Source organism: uncultured Treponema sp. (genome assembly GCF_946187725.1).
Classification (GTDB): domain Bacteria; phylum Spirochaetota; class Spirochaetia; order Treponematales; family Treponemataceae; genus Treponema_D.
On sequence record NZ_CAMHSK010000010.1, the window covers coordinates 22,155 to 44,332 of the forward strand.

Sequence of the window (22,178 nt, forward strand, 5' to 3'; positions counted from 1 at the left end):
ATTGACGCTGTAAACCGAAGTTGAAATTATCAGCTTTCCACTTTCCACTTTCAGTTTTCCGTTTTATTTCCGATAATCAAAGAGATGAAAAAGAAATTTCTCACGGCGGTGATTGCCGCTTGTATCGCGATTTTCTCAGTTCAGAACGCTTTCTCTTACATGGTCAAATACAAGGAGGACTATTACAAGCTCTTCCATGTGCACTATCAGCAGTATCCTGACGATGTGATTGAAAACATTTACTGGCTTGAGCAGGCAGTTAAAGCTGATTTTTGCAATCCGCTGTATGCCCCGGTCAAAATCAATGATGAAAAAGATTGGGAAAAATACCGCTATCTCTTTATGATGCATATAAATCTTAAACTGATTGAGCAGCACACAAGGCTCGGCCGGACTTATGACAAGCAGGTCGCTCACTTCTACGATGCACCGTGGCGCGACGCTTACATCGAAAATCTGAACAAAGCGAAAACCTGTTATGAGGCAGGCCTTTACTATTGGCGAGAAGCAAAACTTTGGGCCGAAAAGGCAAATGTGGGAAAATTCAAATTCCTTACACTGACAGACATTCAGAACTGGGAAGACGAACGAGAACGGATTGGAACAGGAAAACTCGATTATGAGAAAATTCTGAACCGAGAACTCGCCCGCGTAAACAAAGTGATTGAAGAATTTGAAAAAATGAACAAGGACTACTAATATGACATTCGACGAAAAAGATATTATTTACCCGCCGGTACATCCCGGAACAGACAGGACTTTTATCCGCTTTTATGAAGGCGAACTTGATTTGAACGCAATTTTCTATTCTGCAGAAAAAGAAACGCTCCCGCAGAGAATTTTCGTGACAGACACGAGCGTAGCAGCACTTCCTGTTATGAAGGGATTCGTTGACTTTTTCCGTGGCGAAGATTTTTCTCATCCTAAGATTGAGGCAGGATTTACGGGCAAACGCGGCAAAGACATTCTTCTGATTTTGGGAGCAGGCGAACCGTTCAAAACGATTGAAAGCGTACTCGCAATCGTTAAGGCAGCACTCGACAACAACGGTCAGCGCTCGGCTGTTTTCGTAGGAATCGGTGGCGGTGTAATCACTGACATGACGGCATTTGCGGCTTCAATTTTTAAGCGCGGCGCACACTGTGAGCTTGTTCCGACCACGCTCCTTTCAATGGTTGACGCGGCAATCGGCGGCAAAACTGGCTGCGACTTTGATTCATACAAGAACATGATTGGCTCCTTCTTTCCGGCACAGAAAATCCACATCTGTCCGTCATTCATCGAAAGCCTTCCTCAACACGAATATCGCAGCGGAATGGCCGAAGTCGTAAAGACCGCCCTGCTCTATTCGCCGGAACTTTTTGAAAAACTTGAAAAATTCCCGCAAATTCTCGATGACAGAAAAAATCCGCTTGTAAAAGAAGCAATCCGAATCTGCGTGAACGCAAAAGCAAAAGTTGTAGAACAGGATTTAACCGAAAAAAATATCCGTATGCAGCTGAATCTTGGACACACTTTTGGTCATGCGCTTGAATCAATGTGCGGTCTCGGTGTAGTGACTCACGGTGACGGCGTTGCATGGGGAATGGCTCGTGCCGCTGATTTGTCACAAAAGCTCGGTCTCTGCACAAAAGAATATGCGAACCGCGTAAAGGCCTGTCTTGCCTCGTTCGGCTGGGAAACTGAACCGATTCACCCGGAAATGAAGAAAAAGTACGGAAATGATGACGAAATCGCAAAAACACTTCTTCTGGCGATGAAAAAGGATAAGAAAAACTCTTCGGACAAAGTGAGATTCATTTTGCAGTCAAATGTCGGTGAGACAGTCATAACAGAAGTGCCGGAAAGCGACATTCTAAGCGTCCTGAAGTAAGTAAAAGTCAAACTTCGAGTTTACATTCACGGTCTGCTACAAACCATGCTCTCAGCGAGAACATGACGGACAATCCCACGGAGCTTATTTTTTTCAAAAATAACTCAAGTGGGATTGCCGCCATAACCCCGCTTACGCATGGTTTGCATAAATCGACACTGAAATTCGAAATTGTCCATTTTATTTACTGTAAAGTGATTGGTTTCCGCCTTAAAATTACATTTTAAATGGGGAAAAATTCTCACTATTCCCATTTTCACTCTGTACCAAATCGAAAAATTCTCATCCATAATGAGTTCATGACTGAGTATCAGGAAAACTTTATTATTAAAATGAGGTTTTACAGAAAACAGGCAGGAATCACACAGGCAAAACTGGCTGAACTTTGTGGCGTATCAAGTGGGACGATTGGCAATATTGAATGTGGAATTACGAAGCCTTCTTTCGACCTGATTATCAGAATTGCTGAGGCCATAAAAATCCCTCCTGCGAATCTTTTCAAGACAGAATTGTATGATTATTATTCTGCCGATGACTCTGACGACAAACAGATTGAAGATGTTCAGGAATCGCTCAATTCAGCGGTAAATCAGGCTGTTTTTCAGACGCTAAAAGGTCTGAAGTTCAGGATTGTGCACTAAGTTTCGCGGGTTTTCATTTCTCCAATTACAGAAAAATTCTCCACATAATTTCATGATTGTGATAAAATCGACATGAAAAATCGACTGGTGATGGAACTATGTTTCCGCTCGCCTCTTATGGAGAAATAAATGAATTCTATCGAAACTTTCAAAAAAACGCTTGAAGATGACCGTTCGCGCATGATTGAGCTTGAACGGCTTCTTACATCAATCCCTGCAATCGCCCCGGAATCTGGTGGTGACGGCGAATCAAAAAAATGTGCCGCACTCGAAAAATGGCTTTGCGATGCCGGATTTGATGAGTCTCAGTTCAGTCACTATGACGCTCCGGACAACCGTGTTTCTTCTGGTGTACGACCGAATCTCGTGCTCACAATTCCTGGAAAATCTGATGATTATGCAATTTGGGTTATGGCACACATGGATGTTGTTCCGCCTGGAGATTTAAAGCTCTGGAACAGCGACCCGTTCACCGTTCAATATGACGAAAAAACTGACAAGCTGATTGGCCGTGGCGTTGAAGATAACCAGCAGGGCCTTGTTTCGGGTGTATTTGCCGCACTTGCGCTCTTAAAGAACAAAATTACCCCAGAACACACGGTTAAACTTCTCTTTATGGCAGACGAAGAATTTGGTTCTGTATATGGAATCAAATACCTGCTGAAGAATCATTCTGAGCTTTTTAATAAAAATGATTTGATTTTGATTCCAGACGGCGGTGATGAAAAAGGCGAAACAATCGAAGTTGCCGAAAAAAACATTCTCTGGCTCAAAATACACACAATCGGCCAGCAGAGTCACGGTTCAATGCCAAACAAAGGAAAAAATGCACATCTTGCGGCCTGTGATTTGGCACTCCGCCTCAATGATTTGGAAAATTTCTTCAACGAAAAGGACAATTTGTTCTGCCCGAATTATTCGACTTTCCAGCCGACAAAAAAAGAATCAAATGTTGAGACCGTTAACATCATTCCGGGAGACGATGTATTTTACATGGATTGCCGAATTCTCCCGCGCTACACGCTGGATGCAGTTCGTGCAGAAGTAAACAAGCGCGCCGCTGAAATTGAAGCAAAATACGGTGTAAAGATTGAAATCAGTGAACCGCAGGCACAGCAGTCTCCTGCAACACCTGTTGATGCACCTGTTGTAAAAAAACTTGCTGCAGCCATCAAAAATGCACACGGATTTGAAGCACGCCCGATCGGAATTGGCGGAGGAACAGTTGGTGCGGAACTTCGCTGCTGCGGCTACAATGCGGCCATCTGGTCAACGATGGACGAAGTATGCCATCAGCCGAACGAATATTGCTATGTACGGAATATAATCGCCGATGCAGTAACGCTCTGCGCTCTGTTTACAGAAAACTAAAAACAAAAAATGGAAAGCGGAAAAGTTAAAAATTCAACCTTCCGTTTTCCATTTTCATCTTTCTACTTTTTTATCGAACTTTGAAGATAATTCCCAAAACGCCGACTGTAATCAAAATCTGAAGAATCAGGAATTTAATTAAAACCTGTGTCGCGCTCCAGCCGTGATTTTTTCGCATGTGATCGTGAAGCGGGAAACGAATCGTCGTGAAGATTGAAATGTGCAGGAAGCGTTTCAAGAAAACCTTAACCAGTCCAAGACCGCCGTTCAAGAAAATCAATGAAGAAGTCGCGAGGATTATGAACGGATTTCGGGTAACCATTACGCATACACCAATGTAGAATCCAAGTGCACGGCTTCCAGCATCGCCCATGAGAACCTGGCTCGGAAATGCGTTGTGCCACAGATAGCCCATAAGAACGCCGGCAAGAGCAAATGTCATTACAGCCCATCCTGCACCGTCAGAAATATGGGGAACAAGAAGATATTCTGCAATGTCCTTATGACCGAGGATGAAATAGAAGACCGCACCAAGCGTAATCAAAGCAACAAGTACAAGCGTTGAACTCAGACCGTCAACTCCGTCCGTGCAGTTTGTTGTATTGATTGAGGCCCAAATCATGATTGTAGAGATTATTACAAAAAGCCACGGCACGACAGAAATTTCATGCGTAAATAAAGGAATCCAGAAATAAATCTTTCGGTCAGGTGAAGAATAAATCAAATAAAAACAAAGAATTACTGAAGCAAGAATCGCAATGAACAAATCAAGAAGAGCCTTGCGGTATTCCCCCCAGCTATTGATACTGTGGTCATCAAGATAACCGGTAAGCATCATAAGCCATGTCAAAATCAGTATGCTTGATTTTACCCAGTCAAGAGGAACAAAAATCATGCTCAAAATGACAAATGCCGAAATCCATACAACTCCGGCTCCAGTCGGTTTGCCCTTTGCTGCTTCGGCATTGACAGTGAATTCACGACCACGATCATGTGGAAGCACATCGTAAAATGCCGGCAAAAAATAGCGCACAATCAGAAAGCCTGAATAAAGCGCGAGAGCAATCAAAATCGTGTAAGACTGCAAAAGTCGAGCAGGACCAAAATACTTAGTTAAAATTCCGCCAAGATAATACAACATATTCATATTATCGGAAAAATTTATTTGCAGATTACAAAGATTATTAAATGCTTAAATCAGCATTTTGCGCTGCCTGCCGCAGGGCTTTATCCCAGGTTTTAAGAGCAACATCTTTACGCAAGGCAAGCTCCAGATATGTGGCATCGTAGTAAGAAAGCCCTTCATCAAGTGCAATTGAAAGAATCCGGGAACGCGTTTCTGAATCAGGCTGAAAATCCGTGTAAATTGGAAGTGCGGCTATGTCCATAAGAATTTCATTCAACTGGGCTTTTGTGATTCGACCTGCACTCCCGTCCTTTTTGGGCTTTGCGGCATTCAAAAGTACATTTCCGATTTCAAACCAAAACAGCTGAGGCACGATAATCTGACCGTTCTTTTCGATAAGATTCTGCAAAAAAGCCTGCGCCTCTGAATTTTCATCGCTAGTATAAGCTACCAGAATAGTACTCATAAAATACGATGTGTCAATTACCGCAACCGGAAGAGAATCTTCGATGTTTCCGTCTGAATCGATTACTATATGCTCTTTTTTTGCCATTTTCTCTCCGTTTTAGGCAGCCTTAACAACTACCTCAAACCATCATTGCGCCAGGTTTGAATCTGCTCAACAGAAATGGGATTGCTGCTATTTTTGCTGGAAATTGTTTTTGAAACCTTAATGAGACGCTGCCATGCTTTTTGTGCCTCTGTTGATTCCTTCTTTTTTGGGCTTTGCATTACGGCGACATCATGACCATTGCGGGTAATCGTAACAATAAAACCTTCTTCTACTTTGCGTAAAAGCTCTGCAAAATATGTTTTTGCCTGAAAAGAACCGATTGAAAGCCCTTGATTAACTCCAGCCGTTGCAACCATACGCACCCCCTTCTTCTTATAGATATAAAATAACACATGATTTTTCAAAAGTCAACCAGTTTTCCAACCAGTTTTATTTAATAAAAATCCCCCAAATGATTTTCGTTTCAAATTTTCAATTAGTCGATTATAATAGAGAAATGCGCACTTATGACGACACGATGTTCATCGACACTTTTGAGCACGAATACACCTGGCTCAACGGATTCATGCGGAATGTCGCCCGTTTTTCAAACAGAAATGCTCTTATAGATCCCGAAACATCACGCGTCTGGACTTACAAAACACTCAACGAAGAATCCAACCGTCTTGCAAATGCACTCCAAAGCATCGGTGTCCAAAAAAATGATGTCGTAATGGCCGCAATCAGAAACTGTCCGGAATTCGCCTTTTCTTACATTGGGCCACGAAAAATCGGTGCAATTTTACTTGCGGCGAATTTCAATCTTGCTGCAGGCGAATTTGCGCTTTTAATAAATCACAATAAACCGCGTGTCGTTCTGTATTCAGCAAATATTGCTAAAATCATCGATGAAGCCTCTAAAATCTGCCAGTGGAAGCCCGAAAAATTCATTCTTGTAGACAATATCGAAAAAGTCTGCATACCTGAGAATCATGTTTCTTACGAGGATTTCACAAAAAATGCTTCCTCAGAGAATCCAAAAATCAACTTCAGACCGCATATTTACGATGAAGTTTTACGGCTTTGGACCAGAGAAACAACGGCACTTCCAAAATCAGTCCCAATCAACGACATAAATGAAGTGCTTTCCGCTCACGATGTAATCATGCACTATCCGATGAATCAGAATGATATAACACTTAACATGACTCCTTGGTTCCATCGCGGAGGCTGCCATTCTGGAGGCTTGTGCCCGACTTTTTATGCAGGAGCAAGTGCCGTAATCATGCGGAAATTCCAGCCGACAGTTTCGCTTGAATGGGTCGAAAAATATCAAATCACCTTCCTGATGGGAAGTCCGCCGAACCTTGCCTTGCTCGCCCGCTCACAAGAAAAATCACCCAAAAATCTTTCTACTTTGCGGGGATTAGTCACAATGGGCGCACCCCTTTCAAAATCAGACTGTATACGATATATGCAAGTTCTCACTCCAAACATTTTCAACGGCTACGGCACAACCGAAAGCTTCTGGAATTCATTTCTCCGCCCTTACAATCTCCCTGACAGCGCAGGTTCCGTTGGTTTAAGTTGTACCGATGATGAAGTGCGTGTCGTCAAAATCTATAGTGACAGAAAAGCCGAGCCAGAAGATTGCGTTCCATGTGACAATAAAACCGAAGGAGAAATCATAATCCGTGCGCCCGGAAAAACGACTTACTCATATTTCAATAACGATGAAGCATGTCGTGATAAATTTTACAAGGGCTGGATGTACACAGGCGACAGCGGAATCTGGAACGAGGATTTATGCGTCACAGTCCGCGGCCGCAAAGACGATATGATTGTTGTCAGCGGAGAAAATATCTATCCAAATCAAATCGAAGAAGCAATTAACCGGCATCCAAAAGTCAAAGACTCAATCGCGACAGGAATTCCTGATAAAATTCGCGGTCAGGCAGTCGTGGCATACATTGTTCCAAAAGACAAAAGCCTCACCATACAGGAACTGTTTGAATTCTGCACAAAGAGCAAAATTCTTTCTATATATAAGCGTCCAAGATATTTCGCTCTTGTTGAGCAAATTCCGATGACGGCCACAGGAAAGAAAAAACGCTCCGAAATGAAAAGCCGTACGCTTGAAGACTTGGCAAAGGGCATTCTGCGAAAAGATTAAAGGGAGAGCGAGGAAGAGCTGATTACCGCTCGTCTCGCTTTAGATGACATTCGGGGCAGATTCAACCTTTACTTCTTTGAAATACAGGTATTTGTAAGGATGAATATCGAGAGCATTCACATACCAGCCGCCAATCTGCTGCAAATTTACCGCATGAAGGCTGATTGAGTGAGTAATTGGAAGCACTTCCCCTGAATCAAGCAAAAGCTGTTCCGCCTGAGCCAAAAGCTTATAATGCTCGCCATTATCGCTCGTTTCATTAGCCATTTTAATCAGCTCATCAAATTTCTCGCTATGCCATTTTGACGGATTGAGGGTCGAATTTGAGCGGAAAAGCTCCAGAAAGGCAATCGGATCCGCAAAATCTCCAATCCATGAATAAGAGAACAAATCTGCGTTCCAGCCGGGAATTGAATCGATGTAACGGTCATCGGGCGTAGTCTGGACTTTAAGTTCAACACCAAGTGGTTCCCAGGCGTTTTTGAGGATTTCAGCCTGTGATTTCTGTCTCTCCGAAATCGCAGAAATTCCAAATGTAAGCGAAAGTTTTTCATTCTCAGGAATTCCAAGCTTTTTCCGTGCCTCAATCATCATTTCCTGAGCATCCTCGATTGAAGTGTCAGTGATTCCTGTAACGCCATGATAACCCGCAAGCGGATAAATCAGCGTATTTGCCGCAACGAGACCGCTTTTTCTCAACAAATCCCACGGAACCGCTGAAAGAAGGGCATTCCTGAAATCAGCATCGTTCCAGGGCTTGTTTTTGCATGAAAAGAAAATGAATTCCGTGCCGAAAATCGCAGAGATTCGGATTGAGCTTTTGTTCAGAAGGGCATTCGTATCCATCATGCCGGAAAGCCAGTCAGCAGTACCGTCATTGTAAGCCCATGAATTATCTTTGATTTCATTTGACTGTAAAATTGTTATCTGAGGAATGTGAACATTTTTTGCATCCCAATAGCGTGGATTCTTCGCGAGAATCAGGGATTTTTCTGAATTCTCCTTGATAATAAAAGCACCGCTAAAAACAGAAGTGTCCGTACCGCCATTTTGATTTAACTTACATACGGCAAAGGCATGGTGACACAAAAGTTTTGCAAAATGAGCAACAGGAGAATTAAGCGTTACGACAAGAGTTTTGTCATTGCGTGCTCTGATTGCGACCTCGCTTTCCTGTACGGTGCCCTTTCTGAATTCGGCGGCACCCTTGATGCAGTCCAGAAGTGAAGCATAAGGAGCATTCGGTGTTCTCAAAAGTGAAATCCAGGCATTTTTTACGCTGTAAGCAGTAATTTTTTCACCGTCAGAAAAGGTCAGGTTGTCGCGCAGGGTAAAAGTCCAGCGCTTTTTATCGCGTGAAATCTTATAGCTTTCGGCAATTGCCGGCATCGGATCAAGATTTTTTGGATTATATGAAAAAAGCCCTTCGTAAAGGGAATCAAGGATTTGAGCTTCGCTTGAATAAGTGGCAGTGTGAATGTCGAGATTCCAGGGCTGAACGGCCATAAGAATCGTGAAATTCCTCTGCAACGAATCAATCACTGTTTTGTCTTCAGAAGAATCTTCCGTTTCTAGCTCATCAATCTGTGCTTCGTCAGAGAATTCCTGAGCATGAAGATGAAAGATAAAAAAAACTGCAAAAAACGCAAAAATAATTCTTTTCATAAACTTTATCATATTAGAGGTGTCGGAAACTGTGGCCGCCTTGCGACTAACCCTTAATTCCCAGTCGTCTCATCTGAGCTTCTTCTTCAATATATGAAGTGTACTCTACTCTCAGCTGATTTGCCTTGACGATTGAGTTTTTGAGGGTCGCAATGTCAATTTTGAGTCCTTTTACTTTTGATTTGTTTGTCGGACTTGCCGCAGCCTTAAAGAAATCATCAAGAGCATTCAGAAGTACCAGAAGATGATTACATTCAGAAATCTGGTTAGAGACAAATTCTGCGATTTTTTCTTCCGGCATTGCACTTATCTTCTTATAGCCCGGTGAATTTGTCTGTGCCACAGAAGCATAACGGCGAGTTTTTGTAGCCAAATCCGTCATGAAAGTCTGATAGTTGATTCGCTCGCTACGCTTGGTGTCGGTCGTCTGTTCAACAATCGTGACCGTATAAAAGAGAGGTTTTTCCGCGATTCCGAAAGCCTTTCTCAAGGCACGCTTCAATTTATCGAAGAAAGAATTATGCTCACTCTGAAGCAAATCATGGTTATCCTGAATTTTCTGGGCGATTACGGCAATCTGCTGAGGCATTGCTCCAAGAACCTGAAGAGCGCCCATAATCAGAGCCTTTGTATCAATTCTCTTTTCTGTCTTTTTGTCACTGTCTTTAGCAACATTCAGCTTATCGAGAAGGCGTTTCTGAAGTTCTTCCTTTTTTTCGCTCAAATCTTCCTGAACGATTTCTTCAATCAATTCATTATAGAAAGGAACTTTTCCCATTCCAGAAGAAAAATGCTTTTTAATCTGCTGGACTTCAGCCGCAGGGTCTCCGCCGATTTTGCCAGCCTCAAAAGCCGGACTCAGAAGAACATTGCGTCGAACCTGTCCTTTGTACCATTCTTTCTGGAAATCACTGTAATCTTTCAAAGCCGAATTTATATCAGAAAGTGCATGAGATGCCTTTGAAAGATTATCGTTTATCATGCTTGCTGTAAGCGGATCGCTGTTCTGTCTGGCCGAAAAAACCATGGTCGCAAGCACGCGGGTATTTATTTTGTTCGCGTTTGCAGAAAATGCGTTCCATGAAATTGAGTTGTTTACATCCATGAGTTTTTTAATATTCACGAGTGTAAGCTGGGAAACAGAAAATTTATAATAATTACAGAGGAAATCGAGAGTACTTTCATAATCAGAAAAACGCTGCCCCATAATGACGGAACGCTCATTTTCCACAAACTGTTCGCCGTCCGGTGCTTTGATGTCTGAAATCTTCTTGTCGAGTTTGTAAGGGTCCGGGGTAATCATCGCCTTTTTGACAAGGAATTCAAAGACAACTTTTACGCAAGTGTGCAAAAGTCTGTAATTTTCGAGAACGCGTGGAAGTTCCTCTGTGTCATACCACTGAGCCTTCGTGTCTAAAGCCTGAAGCAAAGTCTCTGTAAAATTATTTCCATTTTCCATATTATGAGTATCGGCATTTCTCAATTAGAAATTAGCAATTAGTAATGAGCAGTGAGCAATTTTTTATGGCGCGAATTTTTTCGTCGGACGCTGTTCCGCAGTTCGGTAGCCCTCATTCTTCCGCTGCGCTCCAGAACGCCTTCGGCGCTGCTCCATAGCTGGGCGGCATTTATTTTGATTATTGAAACTTATTGCTGAAAACACTATTCTATATAAACATTTTAAAAACAGAAGGTACAATTATGGCAGTTGATGAAAAACTTCAGATTGTGCGTCACTCTTGCGCACATGTTATGGCGGAAGCCGTCAAGCATTTGTTTCCGGGAACCAAAATTGCAATCGGCCCGGCTATCGAAAACGGATTTTATTACGATTTTGACTTTTCCACCGCCACTACCAAATTGACCGAAGATGATTTTGCTGCAGTTGAAAAAGAAATGCGAAAAATTCTTGCAAGCGGTGCAGAATTCGTACGCAAAGAAGTTTCAAAAGAAGAAGCTGTCAAGCTTTTCGCAGACGAGCCTTACAAACTTGAGCTGATTAACGATTTGCCGGAAGGCGAAACAATCTCAACTTACGAGCAGGACGGCTATCTCGACCTTTGCCGTGGCCCGCATGTTGCAACAACAAAAGAAATCAACGGTCAGGCTTTCAAGCTCGACAAAATTGCAGGTGCTTACTGGCGCGGTGACTCAAACCGCCCGATGCTCACACGAGTATACGCTCTCTGCTTTGAAAAACCGAACGACCTCAAAGAATATCTCGCTATGCTCGCAGAAGCCGAAAAACGCGACCACCGAAAGCTCGGTACCGAAATGGACTTGTTCCATGTTGACCCGGAAAATCCAGGTCAGGTTTACTGGCACCCGAACGGATGGACAATCTACACCACAATGCAGGATTACATGCGCAAAATGGTTCGCCGCGACGGCTATCAGGAAGTAAACACTCCTGCAATCATGCCACGCACTCTCTGGGAGCGAAGCGGTCACTGGGATCACTACCAGCGCAACATGTTCATCACCGAGTCAGAAAAGCGTTTGTTCGCAATCAAACCGATGAACTGCCCTGGTGCACTTGAAATCTTCAAGAGCCGACAGCGTTCATACAAAGACCTGCCTTTGCGTTTGGCAGAATTCGGTCATGATGTTCGAAACGAAGCAAGCGGCACTTTGCACGGGGTAATGCGCGTTCGAGGATTCGTTCAGGACGACGCTCACATCCTTTGTACAGAAGACCAGGTTGCATCAGAAGTTGCTAAATTCTGTAAGCTCCTCAAAAATGTTTACCATGACTTCGGTTTCGATGATTTGGTCGTAAAATTCTCAACAATGCCAGAAGACCATGTAGGCGATTTGGCAACATGGGAGCGTGCCGAAAAGGCTTTGGCAGACGCTTGTCATGAAGCAGGATTGAATTATGAAATCCAGCCGGGCGAAGGTGCATTCTACGGTCCAAAACTGGAATTCAAGCTTTACGACTGTATCGGTCGCGAATGGCAGTGCGGCACAATTCAGGCTGACTTCCAGCTTCCGTCTGCAGAGCGCCTTGACGCAACATACATCGGTGCCGACAACCAGAAGCATCACCCGGTAATGCTCCACCGTGCAATTTTGGGTTCTTTTGAGCGATTCCTTGGTATCCTCATTGAGAACTTTGCTGGTGCATTCCCGACATGGCTTGCATTCGAGCAGGCAGCAATCGTTCCAGTCACAAATGATTTCGATGACTACGCAAAAGAAGTCAACGATATTCTTGTGGCCAACGACATCCGCTCGAACGCATATCTTTCAACAGACAATATGCGCTCAAAAATCAAGACAATCACAAAGGAGCACAAGACTCCTTACATCTTGATTCTTGGCGAAAACGAAAAGAAAGAGCGAACAGTTACAGTCCGATTCCGCCAGTCAAGCGGCCTCGAGCAGAAAACAATGAAGATTGAAGAGTTCGTGGGCTATGTACAAGAGAAAGTAAATACACATTTCGTGGGTATCTAAAGCAGCCCTACGGGCACAGCTCTTCGGGAGACTCGCTAAACGCTTCTCAAGCGTTTTTGCCCCGCATCCGTGCGGGGCTTTTTTTTGCTTTTAATTAAATTCTTCAAGCTGCATTGCGGCTTCTTCCCACTGGGCGTTTAGCTCGTCGAGTTTTGCCGACAACTCAGAAATGCGGGCTTGCACAGCTTTTGCTTTTTCGCCGTTTGAGTAAACTTCGGGATTGGCCATTTTATTTTCTTCGAGAGATTTTTCTTCTTCGATTTTGGCGATTTCAGCTTCTATTTGTGAAACACGCTTTTCAGCCTTCCGTTTTTCTGCCTCGTATTTCTTTTTCTCTTCATAAGAAAGCCGTGCATCCGATTTTTCAGACTGATTCGGGGTGTTGCGGGGTATGGAGCGACCCGACAGGGGCAAAACCTGCGAGGCAGGTTTTGAGCGAGTCTCGGTGAAGGCTGTGCCTGAACCGCTCCCCGCCAATTGTGGGACTCCCCCCTTCCCATTGCTAATTGCTAATTGCTCACTGCTAACTTCCTCCCCGTTTGCCTCTCGCTCAATCCGTTCCATGTAATAGCGGTAGTCGCCTGGGAATGTGCGGAATTTGCCCGGTTTGAGTTCGAGCACGCGTGTTGAAAGCTCTTCGATAAATCCTCGGTCGTGGCTGACGAAAATTACTGTGCCACCAAAGTCTTTGAGGGCTTCGAGAAGGACATCTTTTGAATGCATGTCCAGGTGGTTGGTCGGTTCGTCAAGAATGAGAAGGTTGACCGGCTTGAGAAGGAGTTTGAGCAGTGCCACACGCGATTTTTCACCGCCCGAAAGCACATCGAGGCTCTTGAAAACATCATCGCCACGGAAAAGGAACGCACCCAGCATATCACGCAATTTCGGAATCAAATCAAGCGGCGCTTCGGCCTCAATCGTTTCAAGAATAGTCGCGCTGCCTTTGAGGGTTTCGGCGTTATCCTGCGAGAAGTAGCCGATTGAAACGCCTGCACCCAGTTTTACGCTGCCCTCAAAATTTGGGTCAACACCAGCAAGAATTCGCAAAAGAGTGGATTTTCCGGCACCGTTGTGACCTGCGACCACAAGACGGTCTCCATTTTCAAGAAGCAAATCAAGATTGTCGAGAACCTTTTTTTCTCCATCGTAAGATTTTGTTACTTTTTCAAGCGTGGCAACAAGACGCCCCGAATGAGGAGCCTGCGGGAACTTGAAATGAATCTTTTTGAGTGATTCAGGAATGACGATTTCGTGCTCAAGGATTTTGTCGAGCATTTTCTGTCGCTCCTGAGCCTGTGCCGCCTTTGTAGCCTTGGCACCAAAGCGGTCGATAAATTCCTGCAAGTGACGGATTTCTTCCTGCTGCTTTTCGTATTCTTTTATGAGTGTTTCTAGCTCGACTTCACGAACCTTTTCGTAGTGAGTAAAATTGCCGGGGTATCGGTGAAGCTCGCCGTTAAAAAGCTCGTAGACTTCGTTGATTGTATGGTCAAGGAAATATCGGTCATGACTTACAAGCAAAAATCCGCCTGCATAATTGTTCAGAAATTTTTCGAGCCATTCACGCGCCTCAATATCGAGGTAGTTGGTCGGTTCATCAAGAAGAAGAATGTCCGGGTTTACCATGAGATTTTTGGCAAGGGCGATTCGCATCTGCCATCCGCCGGAAAATTCTTCGCAATTGCGGTCCAAGTCTTCATGAGAGAAACCAAGACCAATCAAAATCTGCTCGGCGGTTACATTCCTGCGGTTAAAACCGGAACTTTCCATTTCGTTTATGATTTCATCATGGCGTTCAAGAAGGACTTTCTGATTTCCAATGCCTGCTTTCAAATCATCACCGATTTTATCAAGTTCTTCCTGCAATTTGTATCCGAATGCAAAGGCTTTGTCGGCCTCTTCACGAAGCGTGCATCCGTGGTGAGTAAGGCCGCTCTGAGGAAGATAGGCGATTCTTGCATCTTTGGAAACCGCACGAGAACCGTCATCCGGTGAGACAAGTCCTGCCATTACTTTGATGAGAGTTGATTTACCTGTTCCGTTTGCGCCAGTAAGCGCTGCCTTGCTGCCAGCAGCTAAATTTACCGATACATTTTTAAGAATATCCCTGTCGCCAAAAGCAAGCGACACCTTGTTGAATTGAACAAATGCCATAATTAACCTAAATGATAAATTGATATAGATTCGCACCGATTAAAAGTGCGCTTCCCCAGATTAACCGACGGTCTGGTACCTCGATTTTTCGTTCATAATCAGCATTTGCAGACGGTTTTCGACATTTGCAAAGCTTGTGTCCGGGTCAAGGTCGAGCGGCAAAATCTGAACGGCAGGAAATTCTTCCTTTACCTTTTTCATGATTCCACGGCCACAAATATGATTCGGGAGACAACCAAACGGCTGAAGAATTACAAACGACTGAACTCCTCGAAGCGCGTATTCCTTGATTTCACCCGGAATTAACCAGCCTTCACCCGAAAGGAAGGTACGGTTCATGATTTCGTCAGTTTCGGCTGCAAGAACAGGGAGCGGTGTTGCCTTTTCAAAGAGAGGATGCTGACTAGCTTCCTTTTCACAGACTTTCTGCGCATACCCAAAGAGTTTTTCTGCGACGCGGTCAAAAATCGCATTCATTTTGTCGAATTTGACATTCAAATCCTTTGACTCGACTACGCGGGCATAAAAATCTTTTCGGAACACATTCGCCATTCGAGGCAGAATCACTTCCATTCCGTTTTCTTCAAGATATCGTTCAACATGGAAGTTTGAACCAGGATGGAATGTAACGAGATATTCACCGGTCACAAAGACACGCGGACGCGGATTTGAGCGGTCGTATTTAATCTGACAGAGTTTTTTGATTCCTTTTTTGTATGCTTTGAGTGCCTTTGAAATGCCTTTGTCAATTCCAAGTGCGATATCATCAATCACTTCGTCAAATACGCGGTTTGTCTCGCCCTTGTTAAGCTCATACGGACGAATCTGACGGCGCAGTTCTTCGAGCATGTCCATCATCGTAACGACCCACAGCGAGCGGATGTTAAAGAGCGCACCGAGTCTGAACCCAGGATGCATATTTTTTGAATCAACAGGGTCAGTTGAGACAATCGGAACCTGATTGAATCCCGCCGCATCAAGCGCACGACGGAGCAATGCCGAATAATGCGAAAGACGACAGTCGCCCTGATATTTTGCCATACCGATTGCAACGCGGTCGAGCGGATATTTGCCGCTTTGAAGCGCAGAAATTGCCTCACCGATTACCATTTGAGCCGGGAAACAAGTGTCGTTGTGAACATATTTTTTGCCCACCTGAATCTGACTGTTTTCACCAAGCGAAAGCGGCAGTGCACGCAATCCCTGTTTTCGCAAAACACCAGAAAGCAGCTTACAGAAAGCGACAGAAACATTCGGAATCAGAACTGTGCGCATCTCCAAATCTTCTTTGCTGAATTTTGAAGAATAAGCGTCGCCCAACTCTTTAAACGGGAGATTGCCTTTTTTGGCCCTTCGCTCAGTAATCGTCTCGATGAAAGACTTTACGCGGATATTTAGGGAATTGGCCGCCCCGCCCTCATCAAGCTTGAGAATCAGCGGAGATTTTTCGGAAGTCTCGTTCATGATTCTGATGATTTCGTCTGAAAGAATCGCATCATGTCCGCAACCAAAGCTTACAATCTGAACATATTCAAGCACCGGCGATTTTGCCGCCAAAAGCGCGCCCGAAAGCATTCGTGTGTGGAAGTTATTTGTGACTTCGGCACGGGTGTAACGAAGATTAACATCGTTCAGTTCCGGCAAAGAATCAACCGTAAGAACAGGAATGTATTGCTTTGTAAAGACTCGCGAAAGATCGTGGCTTACAAGCGCATCCGTGTGATAAGGACGACCGGCCAGAACCACGGCAAAACTTCCTTCTTCGGTCACTTTGTCGATAATCTTCTGGCCTTCCTCACGCAATTTTGCACGGAAAGATTTAAGTGCTGTTTCACCCTGCTCAAAAGCGGCCTCAATTTCACTTTTTGGAAGCCCATAAGCCGAGTTAAAGTAATTGAGAATCTGATTTTTGCGGTCAGTTTCCGAATACCAGTGGAACATCGGGTTGTCAAAAGGAACATTCCAGCGTCGTGCAGGATTTTCGGAATGAGAAATAATCAGCGGATAGCCTTTTACGACTGCACAAACATAATTTGATGCTCTTGCCTTGTCGGTCGCAGGCATTTCCATGACCATTGGCATAAAGATTCGGCAATTTTCTTTGATTTTTTCAAACTGTTTGACCAAATCCTGGATGTGGCCGTGGGCTAGTTTGGCTGGGAAGCAGACAGTGTCGCTTGGAACGAATGGGATGCCGTTTTCGAACATTTCCCGGCTGCTTTTGTGCGAGAGAATTACGTCGTAACCGAGAGAACGGAAGAAAGTTGACCAGAAAGGCATTGAATCCCAGAATTCGAGAGTTCGTGGCAATCCGATTGTGATATTTTTCTTTTGGCTGACTTCTTTATAATCCCATTTTTTGAAAAGAAGCTGCTCGCGGATAAGGAAAAGGTCTGGAGTGTAGCGTGTCTTTGACTCAGGAATCACGCCCGGCTTTGTTTTCTCAGGCTCGCCAAGTCCAGAAACGGCTTCTTCGTCCCCGTCAGAAAGACGGATATTTTTGTCCTCGTCGCTCAATTCTTCCGGCAGAACAACTTCACCGCGCGCACAACGGTTTCCTGTGATGTAAGTCGTGCCGTTCGAGAACTGAATCAGGCTGCGTGAACAATGGTTCGCACATTTTGAGCAGATTACATTTTCGCGCTGTGTGTAAGAAAGTGATTCCAGTGCATCAAAGCCGATAAAATGGGATTTTTCGCCCAAATTATGCTTTTCTTTTGTGAGCAACGCCGCACCGATACAGCCCATTTCGCCTGGGTATGGAGCGCGCTGAACGTCCACGCCTAGATACTGCTCCAGAGAGCGCAAAACAGCATCGTTTTTGAAAGTTCCACCCTGAACTACGATTTTATTTCCGAGAATGCTTGTATTTGAAATTCGGACAACCTTTGTGAACACGTTTTCGATAATCGAGCGGCAAAGGCCAGCCATAATGTCATCTGGGCCGCAACCATTTTTCTGCTCGGTGATAATCGTTGAGTTCATGAAGACCGTACATCGGCTTCCGAGGTCAGCAGGCTTTTTTGAGCGGAAAGCCGCATCCGCAATTTTGTCAGTCGGGATTTTGAGTGAAGAAGCAAAATTTTCAAGGAAGGAACCGCATCCGCTCGAACAGGCCTCGTTGAGCGTAATGTTCGTGATGATTCCATCAGAAACCCAGATTCCCTTCATGTCCTGACCGCCAATATCCAGGATAAAGCTCACGTCGGGAACAAAGCGGCGGGCAGCGGTTGCATGTGCTACTGTTTCAACAGTGTGATAATCAGCTCCGTAAGCCTTTGCAATCAAAAGTTCTCCGTAACCTGTTGTGCCAAGTCCAAGCACGTTGAGTTTTACGCCCATCGCCTCGTATTTAGCATGAAGTTCCATGAGTCCGCGGCGAACGACATTGATTGGGTCGCCCCGGTTATTCGCATAGTAACGATCAAAGACTTTTTCGTCCTCGGTCATCAAGACCATTTTGCTCGTTGTACTTCCCGCATCAATTCCAATATAAACATTGAGCGTATCGCCCGATTTTAAATCAATTTTTGCAAGTTCCGGGGATTTATGAGCTTCACGCCAGGCCCTGCATTCTTCTTCGTTTTCAAAATATGGCTTTTTGATTTTTGAGCCAACATGCTCCACGCGAACAACTCCGCCATCAAGAGCATGAACGGCATCTTCGATTAAAATTCCGTCCGAACCTTCTTCGCATGGGAAAAGCTCATCCAGTGCAATCGCCGCACCTCGCGCAACGATTGTCTCCGGGTGCTCCGGGCGGATAATTTCTTCTGGTTTAAGATTTAATTTTTCGGCAAAAGCTTTTACAAGAGTATGGTCATAAGTGAGCGGGCCGCCCTCAAAAATAATCGGAGGCTTTAACTCCAGCCCCTGTGCCAGACCGCCCACAGTCTGCTTTACGATTGCATGAAAGGCCGAAAGGGCAATATCTTCACGTTTAACGCCCTGATTGAGCATGGACTGAATATCTGTCTTTGCAAAAACACCGCATCGCCCTGAAATCGAATGCACTTCCGTTCCTGCGGCCGCAAGACCTTCAAACTGCTCGGTCGGAACTTTTAAAAGCGAGGCGATTTCATCGATAAAAGCTCCTGTTCCGCCCGCACAGCTTCCGTTCATTCGCATGTCAGAAGTTACAAGCCGCCCGTCATCATCATAAAAGAAAATAATTTTGGCATCCTGACCGCCAAGCTCAATCGCCGTTCTGGTCTGAGGATACAAGGCTCGGACAGCCGAAGAATTGGCAACAACTTCCTGAACGAAATGCGCACCGATTTTATCTGAAATCGGTTTTCCGCCTGAACCACAAATCGCAATTCTGAAACGCTGACCGGGGAATTTCTGTGCTACATCACTCAAAAGCCTTTGAGCTGTGTTCCATTGTTCAGCATGATGCCGTTCGTAATGATTGTAAACGATTTCGTTTTTTTCAGTATCAAGAATTAAGATTTTAACAGTTGTGGAACCAACATCGATTCCCATTCGCAAAAGTTTCTGTGCCAAAATATTGCCTCAACTTGATTATAAAACAAAAAAAGGGGGGAAGTCTCCCCCTGATTTCAGATTTTATGCCCCGCATGGATGCGGGGTAACAGAAAAGAGAGAAAATTCAAACGGCAAAGTTAACGATATTTGCCGTGTTTGCCTTTAGGTGAACTCAAGAAAATCTAAAATTGGAAAGATTTTCTTGTTTGAATTTTCTCGTTGGAATCAAAAAATCCATGGACGGATTTTTTGTTCCTAGAATTCGTCTTTTCGGCTAGATTTTTTGTATGACGATGCTCCATTGCGCTCGGTCTGTGCGTGAGTTTTTCTGCCAAAACTGCGTTCTCTGTCACGACCGCCAAAGCCATGGTCACGCTCGCGTCCAAATCCGCCGGCAAAACCGCGACCTCTGCCACCACGGTCTCGTCCGCCAAATCCTCGGTCTTTTGAACCAAAATCATCAAAGTCATCACGGTCGCGTCTTCTTCCACCGCCGTTTCCGCCCTTCGAATCTACATGGACATGCGGAATTTTTCCGCTCTGCGAAAGGTCAAGAACCTTATTTGCGCTGTCAATTGGCAAACTGACGAGTGAGAAGTTCTGTGAAACATCAATTCGGTCAACAAGTCGTCCAGGAATATTGAGCAAATCACTGAAATAGTCCGCGATTCCGCGTGCGTTGTAACCATCGCGTCGGCCAAGCTGAATGAAAAGTCGCTTCTGATCGTTTCGGTCTTCTCCGCCGTCACTGAACCTTCTGCCGCCCATTCCTCGTTCGCCTCTTCTTCCGCTACGGTCACGGTCGCCAAATCTGTCTCCTCTCGGTCTGATTGGAGTGATGTCGCCATAGTGTGATTCGTCGAGTGATTTTCCGTAAGTTACGCTGAGCATTCCTGCAAGAACAGCTTCTGCATCCTGTCCGGCACAAAGTTCTGCAGCCATTTTTGTGTAGATTGCATCAACTGATTTAAGTTCTGGAACAAAATCATCCTGTTTTGCAAGGTCCTCACCTTCAACCTGTGCTTTTCCGCCACCGATGTAGACAACTCCGTCTTTGACATCAGCAGGGTCACGCATAAGTCCGAGCTGAACTTTGAGTGTGTCCAACATGCGCTCGCGTTTTACTTCGAGAACTTTCTTTACTGATGGAACTTCTTCTTCGTTCAACTCACCTTTTGCTGCCTTTCGGACTGTGTTTTTGAGGAATTCAAGTTTTCGGCGCTCTTCTGGTCGAACGAATGTGATTGCAGTTCCGCTTGTTCCAGCTCGGCCTGTACGACCGATTCGGTGAATGTATGTTGCTCCATCATATGGAAGAGAATAGTTTACAACATGTGAAAGTCCGTTGATATCGATACCACGAGCCGCAACATCAGTAGCTACGAGAACGCGAGTTTTTCGGCTTCGGAAGCGAGCAAGAATCTTCTCGCGCTGTCCCTGAGGGATGTCTCCGTGCAAAGCCGCAACATCATAGCCCTTTTCATCGAGCATTTTTGTAACATTGTCAGCGTCGTTCTTTGTCTGTGTGAAAACAAGACCGTAGAAATTCGGGCTCATATCGATGATTCGAACAAGTGCCTCAATTTTGTCACTTTCACGGACAAACCAGTACTTCTGATCAATCAAAAGTGGCTCTTCAACAAATCCCTCTTCCTCACAGATTTCATAGTCGCCCATGAACTGCTCTGCGATGCGAAGAATTGGTTTTGGCATTGTCGCACTGAAAAGCAAGATTCGTGCGTCTGGTTTTGCCTGCTCAAAAATATGCTCGATGTCATCGATAAAGCCCATGTCGAGCATTTCATCGCCTTCGTCGAGGATAAAGTAATCAATCTGGTCGAGTTTGAGAGTTCCGCGCTCCAAGTGGTCCTGGATTCGGCCTGGTGTACCAACAACGATTTCACAACCGCGTTTGAGGTCGCGAATCTGGTCACGGTAACTTGCTCCACCGTACAAAACAGTTGTTCGTGGATATTTTCCGCTTGTGAAAGTCTGAAGCTCATTGCAGGTCTGAATTGCAAGCTCGCGGGTTGGCTCCAAAATTACTGCGCGAACATGATCGCTTTCTTCGTGAACCCGCTGAACGATTGGCAAACCGAATGCGGCTGTTTTACCTGTACCTGTTCGGGCTTTTGCGATGATGTTTGCGTCTCCGTTCAAAAGGCGTGGGATTGCGAGCACCTGAATTGGTGACGGATGCTTGAATCCTTTCTTTTCGATTGCGGCAAGAACGGTTTCATCAAGACCTAAATCTGCGAATGAAATTTCTCCGTCGTCTTCATCAGCGTCATCCGACTCGTCATCGTCAAATTCTTCTGAATCTGTAAAATCACGGTCTAAATTATCGATGTAATTGTCGAGAGCTGATTTTGGCTCTTCGTTTGAAATGTCAGCTGATTCTTTAGAAACGACATTTTCCCCTGAAACTGCATTAGAGACAGTTTCCCCATTGATGACAGCTGTGCCGTCAAGTTCTTCATTTTCCATTTGTGTTCCCCTGTGGCGTGTTCGTTGCCTTTGGGAATCGCAAAATCTGTACAATTAAATTGCGGGATTGTGTTACCGGAGACCACCGGTAATCAGTGCGAAAACAAAAGCGTGAGCACGCATAGAAATTGGAAGCCCTCTGCTTCCATAAGAATGTTCGAATAATATATCGGAAATCTTTTGAAAATGCAAGCAAAATATTGAAAATCCCGCATTAAAGAATTTAACTGTGTGTTTTCTTTTTTAAG

14 protein-coding genes are annotated in these 22,178 nt (G+C 44.7%); 6 read left to right on the plus strand and 8 right to left on the minus strand.

The genetic code is table 11. The features are described from left to right. Nucleotides 1-84 precede the first annotated feature (84 nt). From Q0Q74_RS05905 to Q0Q74_RS05920, 4 genes are all read left to right on the plus strand, one after another. Nucleotides 85-699 carry a hypothetical protein gene (locus Q0Q74_RS05905; protein WP_294429336.1) on the plus strand — a complete coding sequence of 205 codons (615 nt, stop codon included), beginning with the start codon at nucleotides 85-87 and terminating at the stop codon, nucleotides 697-699. A gap of 1 nt (nucleotide 700) precedes the next feature. Next, on the plus strand, nucleotides 701-1,873 hold the full coding sequence (locus Q0Q74_RS05910; protein WP_294429339.1) for a 3-dehydroquinate synthase family protein: 1,173 nt from the start codon (nucleotides 701-703) through the stop codon (nucleotides 1,871-1,873). A 299-nt stretch (nucleotides 1,874-2,172) separates the two neighbouring features. Continuing rightward, nucleotides 2,173-2,514 carry a helix-turn-helix transcriptional regulator gene (locus Q0Q74_RS05915; protein WP_294429341.1) on the plus strand — a complete coding sequence of 114 codons (342 nt, stop codon included), beginning with the start codon at nucleotides 2,173-2,175 and terminating at the stop codon, nucleotides 2,512-2,514. A gap of 129 nt (nucleotides 2,515-2,643) precedes the next feature. Next, nucleotides 2,644-3,885: a M20 family metallo-hydrolase gene (locus tag Q0Q74_RS05920; protein ID WP_294429343.1), complete on the plus strand. Its 1,242-nt coding sequence runs from the start codon at nucleotides 2,644-2,646 to the stop codon at nucleotides 3,883-3,885. Nucleotides 3,886-3,955: 70 nt separating this feature from the next. Here the strand turns inward: Q0Q74_RS05920 and Q0Q74_RS05925 are convergent, their stop codons facing one another. From Q0Q74_RS05925 to Q0Q74_RS05935, 3 genes are read right to left on the minus strand one after another with little or no spacing between them, the layout of a single operon-like run. Beyond that, entirely contained in the window at nucleotides 3,956-5,026 is a 1,071-nt protein-coding gene (locus Q0Q74_RS05925) for a phospho-N-acetylmuramoyl-pentapeptide-transferase (protein ID WP_294429345.1), read from the minus strand. A gap of 43 nt (nucleotides 5,027-5,069) precedes the next feature. Beyond that, on the minus strand, nucleotides 5,070-5,564 hold the full coding sequence (locus Q0Q74_RS05930; protein WP_294429346.1) for a type II toxin-antitoxin system VapC family toxin: 495 nt from the start codon (nucleotides 5,562-5,564) through the stop codon (nucleotides 5,070-5,072). A gap of 29 nt (nucleotides 5,565-5,593) precedes the next feature. Continuing rightward, nucleotides 5,594-5,881 (minus strand): type II toxin-antitoxin system Phd/YefM family antitoxin, encoded by a 288-nt coding sequence (locus Q0Q74_RS05935; RefSeq protein WP_294429347.1) that lies wholly within the window; start codon nucleotides 5,879-5,881, stop codon nucleotides 5,594-5,596. 140 nt (nucleotides 5,882-6,021) lie between these two features. On the opposite strand from Q0Q74_RS05935, the gene Q0Q74_RS05940 reads away from it, so the two are divergent. Next, nucleotides 6,022-7,677 carry a class I adenylate-forming enzyme family protein gene (locus tag Q0Q74_RS05940; protein WP_294429348.1) on the plus strand — a complete coding sequence of 552 codons (1,656 nt, stop codon included), beginning with the start codon at nucleotides 6,022-6,024 and terminating at the stop codon, nucleotides 7,675-7,677. 39 nt (nucleotides 7,678-7,716) lie between these two features. Here the strand turns inward: Q0Q74_RS05940 and Q0Q74_RS05945 are convergent, their stop codons facing one another. Next, on the minus strand, nucleotides 7,717-9,342 hold the full coding sequence (locus tag Q0Q74_RS05945; RefSeq protein ID WP_294429349.1) for a peptide ABC transporter substrate-binding protein: 1,626 nt from the start codon (nucleotides 9,340-9,342) through the stop codon (nucleotides 7,717-7,719). A 46-nt stretch (nucleotides 9,343-9,388) separates the two neighbouring features. Continuing rightward, nucleotides 9,389-10,801 carry a hypothetical protein gene (locus tag Q0Q74_RS05950; RefSeq protein WP_294429351.1) on the minus strand — a complete coding sequence of 471 codons (1,413 nt, stop codon included), beginning with the start codon at nucleotides 10,799-10,801 and terminating at the stop codon, nucleotides 9,389-9,391. Nucleotides 10,802-11,043: 242 nt separating this feature from the next. Between Q0Q74_RS05950 and thrS the strand changes: the two genes are divergently transcribed. Then, entirely contained in the window at nucleotides 11,044-12,801 is a 1,758-nt protein-coding gene (gene thrS / locus Q0Q74_RS05955) for a threonine--tRNA ligase (RefSeq protein WP_294429352.1), read from the plus strand. Between the two features lie 90 nt (nucleotides 12,802-12,891). Here thrS and abc-f read toward each other — a convergent pair whose 3' ends face one another. From abc-f to Q0Q74_RS05970, 3 genes are all read right to left on the minus strand, one after another. Then, nucleotides 12,892-14,955 carry a ribosomal protection-like ABC-F family protein gene (abc-f, locus tag Q0Q74_RS05960; protein ID WP_294429353.1) on the minus strand — a complete coding sequence of 688 codons (2,064 nt, stop codon included), beginning with the start codon at nucleotides 14,953-14,955 and terminating at the stop codon, nucleotides 12,892-12,894. Nucleotides 14,956-15,015: 60 nt separating this feature from the next. After that, nucleotides 15,016-19,461 carry an acyl-CoA dehydratase activase gene (locus tag Q0Q74_RS05965; RefSeq protein WP_294429354.1) on the minus strand — a complete coding sequence of 1,482 codons (4,446 nt, stop codon included), beginning with the start codon at nucleotides 19,459-19,461 and terminating at the stop codon, nucleotides 15,016-15,018. Between the two features lie 237 nt (nucleotides 19,462-19,698). Continuing rightward, a complete protein-coding gene (locus Q0Q74_RS05970) occupies nucleotides 19,699-21,930 on the minus strand; it encodes a DEAD/DEAH box helicase (protein WP_294429355.1) in 2,232 nt (743 codons plus the stop codon). Nucleotides 21,931-22,178: the final 248 nt, after the last annotated feature.

Bases quoted from the DNA above. Each gene is read 5' to 3' on its own strand.
- Q0Q74_RS05970 (WP_294429355.1), bottom strand. From the start codon at position 21,930: ATGGAAAATGAAGAACTTGACGGCACAGCTGTCATCAATGGGGAAACT.
- Q0Q74_RS05920 (WP_294429343.1), top strand. From the start codon at position 2,644: ATGAATTCTATCGAAACTTTCAAAAAAACGCTTGAAGATGACCGTTCG.
- Q0Q74_RS05930 (WP_294429346.1), bottom strand. From the start codon at position 5,564: ATGGCAAAAAAAGAGCATATAGTAATCGATTCAGACGGAAACATCGAA.
- abc-f (WP_294429353.1), bottom strand. From the start codon at position 14,955: ATGGCATTTGTTCAATTCAACAAGGTGTCGCTTGCTTTTGGCGACAGG.
- Q0Q74_RS05940 (WP_294429348.1), top strand. From the start codon at position 6,022: ATGCGCACTTATGACGACACGATGTTCATCGACACTTTTGAGCACGAA.
- Q0Q74_RS05945 (WP_294429349.1), bottom strand. From the start codon at position 9,342: ATGAAAAGAATTATTTTTGCGTTTTTTGCAGTTTTTTTTATCTTTCAT.
- Q0Q74_RS05935 (WP_294429347.1), bottom strand. From the start codon at position 5,881: ATGGTTGCAACGGCTGGAGTTAATCAAGGGCTTTCAATCGGTTCTTTT.
- thrS (WP_294429352.1), top strand. From the start codon at position 11,044: ATGGCAGTTGATGAAAAACTTCAGATTGTGCGTCACTCTTGCGCACAT.
- Q0Q74_RS05910 (WP_294429339.1), top strand. From the start codon at position 701: ATGACATTCGACGAAAAAGATATTATTTACCCGCCGGTACATCCCGGA.
- Q0Q74_RS05925 (WP_294429345.1), bottom strand. From the start codon at position 5,026: ATGTTGTATTATCTTGGCGGAATTTTAACTAAGTATTTTGGTCCTGCT.
- Q0Q74_RS05915 (WP_294429341.1), top strand. From the start codon at position 2,173: ATGACTGAGTATCAGGAAAACTTTATTATTAAAATGAGGTTTTACAGA.
- Q0Q74_RS05950 (WP_294429351.1), bottom strand. From the start codon at position 10,801: ATGGAAAATGGAAATAATTTTACAGAGACTTTGCTTCAGGCTTTAGAC.
- Q0Q74_RS05905 (WP_294429336.1), top strand. From the start codon at position 85: ATGAAAAAGAAATTTCTCACGGCGGTGATTGCCGCTTGTATCGCGATT.